Annotated in this window: 9 protein-coding genes; 5 read left to right on the top strand and 4 right to left on the bottom strand. The window is 36.4% G+C overall.

From position 1 onward, the window contains the following. Positions 1–97: 97 nt before the first annotated feature. From ettA to Q0093_RS14445, 4 genes are all read left to right on the top strand, one after another. On the top strand, positions 98–1,783 hold the full coding sequence (ettA, locus tag Q0093_RS14460; protein WP_297931869.1) for an energy-dependent translational throttle protein EttA: 1,686 nt from the start codon (positions 98–100) through the stop codon (positions 1,781–1,783). Positions 1,784–2,112: 329 nt separating this feature from the next. Continuing rightward, entirely contained in the window at positions 2,113–2,712 is a 600-nt protein-coding gene (locus Q0093_RS14455) for a DUF6249 domain-containing protein (protein ID WP_297931865.1), read from the top strand. Next, positions 2,699–3,247 (top strand): sigma-70 family RNA polymerase sigma factor, encoded by a 549-nt coding sequence (locus tag Q0093_RS14450; protein ID WP_294176550.1) that lies wholly within the window; start codon positions 2,699–2,701, stop codon positions 3,245–3,247. Before Q0093_RS14455 ends, Q0093_RS14450 begins: the two co-directional genes overlap by 14 nt. After that, positions 3,237–3,554 carry a hypothetical protein gene (locus Q0093_RS14445; protein ID WP_294176552.1) on the top strand — a complete coding sequence of 106 codons (318 nt, stop codon included), beginning with the start codon at positions 3,237–3,239 and terminating at the stop codon, positions 3,552–3,554. The genes Q0093_RS14450 and Q0093_RS14445 overlap by 11 nt, the downstream gene beginning before the upstream one ends. A 52-nt stretch (positions 3,555–3,606) precedes the next feature. On the opposite strand, the gene Q0093_RS14440 is transcribed toward Q0093_RS14445, so the two are convergent. The 4 genes from Q0093_RS14440 to rsfS all read right to left on the bottom strand — a co-directional run bounded on the left by Q0093_RS14440 (position 3,607) and on the right by rsfS (position 7,553). Continuing rightward, positions 3,607–4,452 (bottom strand): phosphatidate cytidylyltransferase, encoded by an 846-nt coding sequence (locus tag Q0093_RS14440; protein ID WP_294176554.1) that lies wholly within the window; start codon positions 4,450–4,452, stop codon positions 3,607–3,609. 72 nt (positions 4,453–4,524) lie between these two features. After that, positions 4,525–4,989 (bottom strand): MaoC family dehydratase, encoded by a 465-nt coding sequence (locus Q0093_RS14435; RefSeq protein ID WP_294176555.1) that lies wholly within the window; start codon positions 4,987–4,989, stop codon positions 4,525–4,527. 93 nt (positions 4,990–5,082) lie between these two features. After that, on the bottom strand, positions 5,083–7,140 hold the full coding sequence (gene ftsH, locus Q0093_RS14430; protein WP_297931860.1) for an ATP-dependent zinc metalloprotease FtsH: 2,058 nt from the start codon (positions 7,138–7,140) through the stop codon (positions 5,083–5,085). Between the two features lie 53 nt (positions 7,141–7,193). Continuing rightward, entirely contained in the window at positions 7,194–7,553 is a 360-nt protein-coding gene (gene rsfS, locus Q0093_RS14425) for a ribosome silencing factor (protein WP_297303071.1), read from the bottom strand. A 337-nt stretch (positions 7,554–7,890) separates the two neighbouring features. Here rsfS and Q0093_RS14420 point away from each other — a divergent pair, with 337 nt between their 5' ends. Beyond that, on the top strand, positions 7,891–8,238 hold the full coding sequence (locus Q0093_RS14420) for a DUF3127 domain-containing protein (RefSeq protein ID WP_297303072.1): 348 nt from the start codon (positions 7,891–7,893) through the stop codon (positions 8,236–8,238). Positions 8,239–8,345 lie beyond the last annotated feature (107 nt).

Genomic DNA, 8,345 nt, shown 5'->3' with positions numbered 1-8,345 from the left:
GAAAAAAGACCGGAAGAAAACACAAAAATGACCTGATAATATTTTTTGTTGGAAAATTTAGACAGGCTTTTAAAGATGAATTATAAATATATAAATAATGGCAGACGACAAAAAAATTATTTTTTCGATGGTGGGAGTCAGCAAAACTTTTCCACCGCAAAAACAAGTTTTAAAGAATATCTATTTATCGTTTTTTTATGGAGCGAAGATCGGGATTATAGGTCTTAACGGTTCTGGTAAATCTACGTTGTTGAAGATAATAGCCGGTATTGAAAAATCTTATCAGGGAGATGTCGTTTTTTCTCCCGGTTATACTGTTGGTTATTTGGAACAAGAACCGAAGCTCGATCCTGAGAAAACGGTCAAGGAAATTGTGCAGGAAGGAGTACAACCGATATTGGATTTATTGGCTGAGTATGAAGCTGTAAATTTAAAATTTGGCGACCCTGAGATTTTAGAAGATCCGGATAAGATGGATGCTTTGATGAATCGTCAGGCTGAGTTACAGGACAAAATCGATGCTACGGACGCATGGAATCTTGATAATAAGCTCGAGCGAGCTATGGACGCTTTACGATGTCCTCCGGAAGACCAGTTGGTAAAGTATCTTTCAGGAGGAGAACGGCGTCGTGTCGCTTTGTGTCGTTTGTTGTTGCAACAGCCGGATATTCTTTTGTTGGACGAACCTACCAACCATTTGGATGCTGAATCGATAGATTGGCTCGAACAGCATTTGCTGCAATATGCCGGAACGGTCATTGCTATTACGCACGACCGTTATTTCCTCGATCATGTAGCCGGATGGATATTGGAGCTTGACAGGGGTGAAGGTATCCCTTGGAAAGGGAACTATTCTTCATGGCTTGAGCAGAAAACAAAGCGGATGGAACAAGAAGAGAAACAAGCGAGTAAGCGCCGCAAGACTCTTGAACGGGAGTTGGAGTGGGTTCGCATGGCTCCTTCTGCTCGGCATGCAAAAGGAAAAGCTCGTTTGAATTCGTATGATAAGCTATTGAATGAGGATCAAAAAGAGCGGGAAGAAAAACTTGAGATTTTTATTCCGAACGGACCTCGTTTAGGAAATAAAGTGATTGAGGCGAAAGGTGTTGCAAAAGCCTATGGAGATAAACTGCTTTTCGATGATCTTAATTTTGTATTGCCTCCGAATGGTATTGTCGGAGTGATAGGCCCGAATGGAGCTGGTAAAACGACTCTTTTTAAGCTGATAATGGGACAGGAGAGTGTTGATAAAGGCGAGTTTGATGTCGGAGAAACAGTAAAAATCGCTTATGTAGATCAGACTCACAAAGATATAGATCCCCAGAAGAGTGTATATCAGGTTATTTCGGGAGGACAAGATTTGATTCGTATGGGAAATAAGGATGTGAATGCCCGAGCTTATCTTTCAAGATTTAATTTTACCGGAGCAGATCAAGAAAAACTGTGCGGAGTTCTTTCTGGGGGAGAACGGAATCGTTTGCATTTGGCTATGGCGCTGAAAGAAGAAGGTAATGTTCTTTTATTAGACGAACCTACTAATGATATAGATGTCAATACTTTAAGGGCATTGGAGGAAGGCCTTGTAAATTTTGCCGGATGTGCAGTGGTCATTTCTCATGATCGTTGGTTCTTAGACCGTATTTGTACACATATTTTGGCTTTCGAAGGAGATTCTCAGGTATTTTATTTTGAGGGTTCTTATTCTGAATATGAGGAAAATAAGAAAAAACGTTTAGGGGATATAGAACCTCGTCGGGTACGTTATCGTAAGCTTATGGAATAAGATAGATATTATAGATGTAGTTCTATAAATATAAATTATCGATTGTGCGGATATATGTCAGTTTACTTTAGCATTCCTAATTATAGGGAAAAAGCTAAAGTAAACTGTTTTTTTAGATGTTTAATCGGATGCTCATATTGTGTATGAGATGATCCTAATACTAAATGATAGCTAACTGTTTTATTTTGGAGGTTAAAATAGCTCCTGAAAATTTCGTAGGACCCTTAATTTTTTTGTTTTCTTGCAACCATACGCATCTCTTGTTACGTCTAATCAATAAATTTTCCGGAGAATTTTTATTAGATTCATAACATTAAAAAATAAAGATAATGAAAAAAATTATTTTGTTATTTGTGGTGGTTTTCATTTCGATTTTTTCGAATGAAATATGTGTCGCAGAAAATAATTCTGCTGTCCCCGATTCGATAATCAGTCAAGAAAAGACTGAGTTGGCATTATTGAAAATGAAACAAAATCATGAGCTTATGATGAAGGCAGTAAGTGATGATAAGGAAGATGTGCTTATTCCGATAGTCGCAATTGTTTTTGTATTCGGAGTCCCGGTTATCGTTTTATTTTTGATCTTATTTTTTGCATTGAGATATAAATTAAAACTTCAAAAAGAACGATATGCCGTGGTCGAAAAGGCAATAGAATGCGGAAGAGAGTTACCTGACAGTTTTTTTGAAGAATCTTCTTCAAAAAAGCCGTTATATAATAAGAAACGCTTGAGTACAGCACTTACGCTAATAGCTTTAGGTGTCGGTATCCTGTTTTTCGGACTTGTTGCAGAGAATAAATATGTTTGGGCTTTTTCTGTAATACCGATATTGATAGGCTTGGGGCAATTATTGGTTTATAGAATAGAAGAAAAATCTCGGAACGAAGAGCTGTCTAAAGAAGAACAAAATATAAATGAGCAAGAATGAGGATATTCTATTGATTGCAAGGTGTCTTTTGAACGATGACAGAAGAGCATATACTCGTTTGGTTGATAAATATCATCCTCAGATAAAACGTTTTTTTTTAAATCAAACTTTAGGAGATGCTATGTTGAGTGATGATCTGGCGCAAGAGACATTTATTAAGGCATATACCAGTTTGCGTTCATTTAAAGGTCTGTCATCGTTCTCTACATGGATTTTTAGAATAGCCTATAATGTTTTTTATGATTTTATGCGAAGTCGGAAATGTTCGGAAGAGTATAGTCCGGATGTTTTGGGTCAAGATTATGAACTTCCTTCCGAAACGGTAATTCGTAATATAGATATATACAAGGCGATGCAGATTCTTAAGCCGGAAGAAAGAGCTATAATACAACTGTTTTATTTGGAAGATCTGTCTTTGAATAAAGTTTCGGAAATTATGAATATGCCTTCAGGAACAGTCAAATCTCATCTCTCTCGGGCTCGTCAGAGATTGAATGTATATTTAGAAAAAGAGAATTATAAATATGGAGAATGATGATAAGTTGAAAGCATTCTTTAAGGAGCATGCACAACCTTTACGCAGAGAGGTGTGGTTTTCTCGTAGAGTGATGAATCGATTACCCGGAGAAACCAGACGGAAAATACGAATTGTTGAGATGACGGTATGGTCTATTTCTGCAATATTCGGATTGTCACTTTGTTTTATGTTCGGGAAATCGATCACAGCAATCAGTGACTATAAAGAGCTTTTTTCTGTGATGAACTTGTTTACGTTTTTGGTCTTTATTTCTGTCCTGTTAATTTTGGCAAATCAGCTTATTAAGCTATTTCGTATACGATAAACAAAAAAACGCAGGATAAAATTTCCTGCGTTTTTATTTATTATCTTTTTAATTAATAGAATTGATGACACAAAAAAAGATAGATTACTGCTGCCGGCGCTGCCAATAATACACTGTCAAACCGATCGAGCATTCCTCCGTGCCCCGGTAAGATAGAGCCGGAATCTTTAATTTGTAAAGTCCTTTTTAAAAGAGATTCACACAGATCCCCTAATGTTGCGAATATCGAAACTGTTATGGCTAACCCATACCATTCAAATTGATTTAGAATATTGAATTGTGTCGATAAGATATATGCTAATATCAAATTGAATATGATACCTCCCCAAAAACCTTCCCATGATTTTTTAGGTGAAATGCGCTCGAATAATCGCTTTCTTCCGATTGCCGATCCGACAAGGAAAGCACCTGTATCATTGATCCATATAAAAGCAAAGAATGATAAAAGCAGCCATGGATTATAAAATAAAAAAGTTGAGGAAGGTTCAAAAGCCAAAAAGCTTAGCAATCCTATGGGAAGAGCAATGTAAACTTGTCCCATAAAAGAATGAGACCATCGAGTTATCGGGTCTTTATCTTTCATATATAATTGAATGATAAAGCAACAAAGAAAGTAGATTAAATAGGGAATAAAAATAATGCCTTTAGAAAAAGCCGGCAATATATCGCTTGCGTATAAATAAAGTGACAGAGTTAAATAATTTCCCCCTAATATGTTGACAAATAAAGCGAGTTTTTGTGAATTATTTCCCTCCATTAACCTGTAAAACTCGGTAAGTGTCAATGTCGTGATAACAAGTAACAATGCCAATAATGTATATTTACTGTATAATATAGCACCGATAATAATGCCGATGAATAATATACCTGTAATAGCTCTGATAATTAGATTTTTCAAAACAAGTAAGTTTTAATGAATAAATTCGTAATTAAGGTTTTAGGTGTAATTAAGGTATTTCTCAATGTAAAATTACATAAAATGATATAGAAAAATTACAGTTGCATCTAACGCTGTTTTTTTACAGTCTTTAATTTCCAAAGACACTTTTATTTCTGCTTTTGCTATCCCTCTCAAATTGACTAAAGACAGTAGTTTTGCTCTTAATCGCACCTCGTTTCCGACTAATACAGCTTGATTGAAACGTAGTTTCTCAATACCGTAATTTACAAGCATCTTTACATTGTTTACCTCTATAATTTGATTCCAAAGGTAAGGCAGTATCGATAAATTTAAATATCCATGTGAAATAGTAGATTTATAAGGACTTTCTGCTTTAGCTTTTTCTGTATCTACATGTATCCACTGATGATCGAAAGTCGCATCTGCAAATTTGTTGATTTGTTCTTGGGTGATTTGCATATAATCCGACACTCCCAATTCTTTACCTACATATTGTTCGAATTCTTCGAAATTGTTGATTACTAATTTGTTCATAGTATGTTTTGTTTATTTTGTCGTTCTATATGTTTATATAAAGAAATAGAGTTGCTGTAATAAATACAACAACTCTTATATAGTCACTGCAGGTTATGCTTTTTCAGAAATTTCAACATCGGCTTTTGTTTCATTAACGGGAGGTATTTGTTCTTTTCCCGTTGAAAGATTATCGTCCGTCTGTTCACTATTTGGTGAGTCAGACTCGGATTGGGATTTTTTAGCCTCGTTTTCATTTAAAATTTCATCCGAACGAGAAGTCCATTGCCGCTTTCCAAAAATTCTTTCCACATCTTCCGTGTAGATGACTTCACGCTCCAGTAAAACCTGCGTAAGCTGTTGATGCCCTTCTGCTTTCTCTGACAATATAGATTTTGCACGTTCATATTGTTCATTTATAATACGGCTTACTTCCTTGTCTATCATACGGGCAGTTTCTTCACTGTAAGGTTTGGTAAAGCCATACTCTTGTCCGGTAGAATCATAATAAGAAAGATTCGGTAATTCTGCACTCATTCCGAAATATGCGACAATAGCATAAGCTTGTTTGGTTACTCGTTCCAGATCATTTGCAGCACCGGTAGAAATTCGTCCGATAAATAGTTCTTCTGCAGCTCGTCCACCCAATGTCGCACACATCTCATCCAACATCTGTTCTTTTGTCGTGATCTGACGTTCTTCCGGAAGATACCAAGCTGCACCTAAAGCTTTACCTCGAGGTACGATTGTGACTTTCACCAGAGGATTGGCATATTGCAAGAACCAACTTAGAGATGCGTGCCCAGCCTCGTGAATGGCAATAGATCTTTTTTCTTCCGCTGTCGTTATTTTTGTCCGTTTTTCAAGACCTCCGACAATACGATCTACTGCATCCATGAAATCTTGTTTCTGAACGGAGTTTTTCCCTTTACGTGCAGCGATAAGGGCTGCTTCGTTGCAGACATTGGCAATGTCTGCACCGGAAAATCCGGGAGTTTGTCGAGCTAATAAATCGACATCTACCGAATCATCTATTTTCACATTCCGTAAATGAACCCGGAAAATTTCTTTCCTATCATTTAAGTCAGGTAATTCTACATATATTTGGCGATCAAATCTTCCGGCACGCAATAATGCTTTATCCAGAATATCTGCACGGTTTGTTGCAGCTAAAATGATAACCCCGCTATTAGATCCGAAACCGTCCATTTCTGTTAGTAACTGATTCAATGTATTTTCACGCTCGTCATTCGATCCCATATTCGGATTCTTTCCTCGAGCACGTCCGACAGCATCGATTTCGTCAATGAAAACAATGCAAGGAGCTTTTTCCTTAGCTTGACGGAACAAATCCCTTACACGAGAAGCGCCGACTCCGACGAACATTTCGACAAAATCTGATCCTGATAATGAAAAGAACGGAACATTAGCTTCCCCCGCTACTGCTTTGGCAAGTAGAGTTTTTCCCGTTCCCGGAGGTCCTACGAGTAAAGCCCCTTTGGGGATCTTTCCCCCAAGATCGGTGTAGCGTGCCGGATTCTTTAAAAATTCGACAATTTCTTCGACCTCTTGCTTGGCTTCGGACAATCCTGCCACATCTTTAAAAGATACCTGTACCGGACCTTCTTTGTCGAAAAGCTGTGCCTTCGCTTTCCCGACATTGAATACTCCTCCGCTCCCTCCGCTTTGACCGGACATTCTACGCATCATGAAAAACCAGAATGCAAATAGTAAAATAATCGGCAAAAATGAGAAAAACATATCCGAAAAATCACTGCTTTTGTCATACTTGACAGCAGCATTAAAACCGTTTTCTTTTCGCCATGTCTCTACATTTTTATCAAAAGCATCTGCCGAAGGAATATTCGTATATATTTTAGGATTTTTGCCTATTTTATCGGCTGTAGTTTTAAAAACATTTTGAGCCGTACTATCTTTTATATAAGCTTCTAAATAATCTTTATTTGTATAAACGACAATCTGCTTTATTCCATTATCACGGGCGATTTCTTCAAATTCAGACCAAGTTACTTCTTTTGAGTTCGATCCGTCATTCGTATAATAAAGACCTATCAGTACAAAAGCAATCAGCGCATACATCCAATATAAATTGAATCCGAGCATTTTCGGCTTTTTATTGTTAGGACCTTGAGGTTTTGATTTATTCTCCATACATTAATAATAAGTAATGAATACAGTTTTTTGAATTATAAAAACAACAAGAACTATTCCACATCAGGAAAAGCTGTCAATTTGGCATCACTCCATAGTTGCTCCAATTTATAGTATTCCCTGTATTCAGGAAGAAAAACGTGAACGTAAATATTTCCGTAATCCAAAACGATCCATTGTGAATTTTGATATCCATCATATCCGAATGGTTTAATTCCGGTTTCTTGTTGAGTATATTCACGAATGTTATCTGCAATGGCTGATACTTGCATGGTTGATCCGCCTTCACAAATAATAAAATATTCAGCTGAAGCCGAATCTATTGCAGAAAGATCTGCTGTTATGATTTTCTTTCCTTTTTTTTCTTGAATGCCTTCTACTATTTTTTGTAATAAAATTTTTTGGTCTTCCATTTAATTTTTATGTTGCTAACAAATTTAATAAGGTGCAAATATAAATCGAATTCCCTAACTTCCTGCTTTATACTTGTGATTTATATTTATTTTTTGTAAAAAAGGGGGCAAATTTAATTTTGTTTGAGTTAGCTTTGGGAATTTCTTTTGACAATATCTCTTATTTTTACGAAAGTGATAGCAGACTATCTGACAAACAGAAAACAAGAAATCTTTTCGGATTGTTTTGTTGAAAATGCTATATACAAAGTTTTGATTTATTCTTATCGTCTTCATTTTATATTAACAGCTAAATGATTATCTTTGTCACCTTATGATATAAATTTAGTATAATAATATGGAGATAAGAGGACATATCGTTCAAATTTTGCCTTTACAAAGTGGAGTGAGTCAGGCAAGTGGTAGAGAATGGAAAAAACAAGAATATATACTGGAAACGGGAGATCAGTATCCGCGAAAGGTTTGTTTTCAGCTTTTTGGAGATCGTGTAGATCAGTTTCCAATGGCGGTCGGTGAAGAGGTTGTGGTTAGTTGCGATATTGAAAGCCGAGAATATAACGGACGATGGTACACAAATGTCAGTGCTTGGAAAATCGATAAAGTTGCCGTATCTGCACCTATGGAAGGTGCGATTCCTCCTCCTCCGTTTGAGCCAGAACCGTCCGAAGATGATCTTCCGTTTTAATGAAGATACCTTTTCATTAGAAAAAAGTAAATATTATTAAGTTGATGATTTGTAGCAATTTGCATCTATTTAGTAGAAATATTTAAAAAAAAGGCTGTAAAAAATTT

This window comes from uncultured Coprobacter sp. (assembly GCF_947855755.1).
In the GTDB taxonomy this organism is placed as follows: Bacteria; Bacteroidota; Bacteroidia; order Bacteroidales; family Coprobacteraceae; genus Coprobacter.
This window is presented reverse-complemented; position numbering and strand designations above follow the sequence as displayed.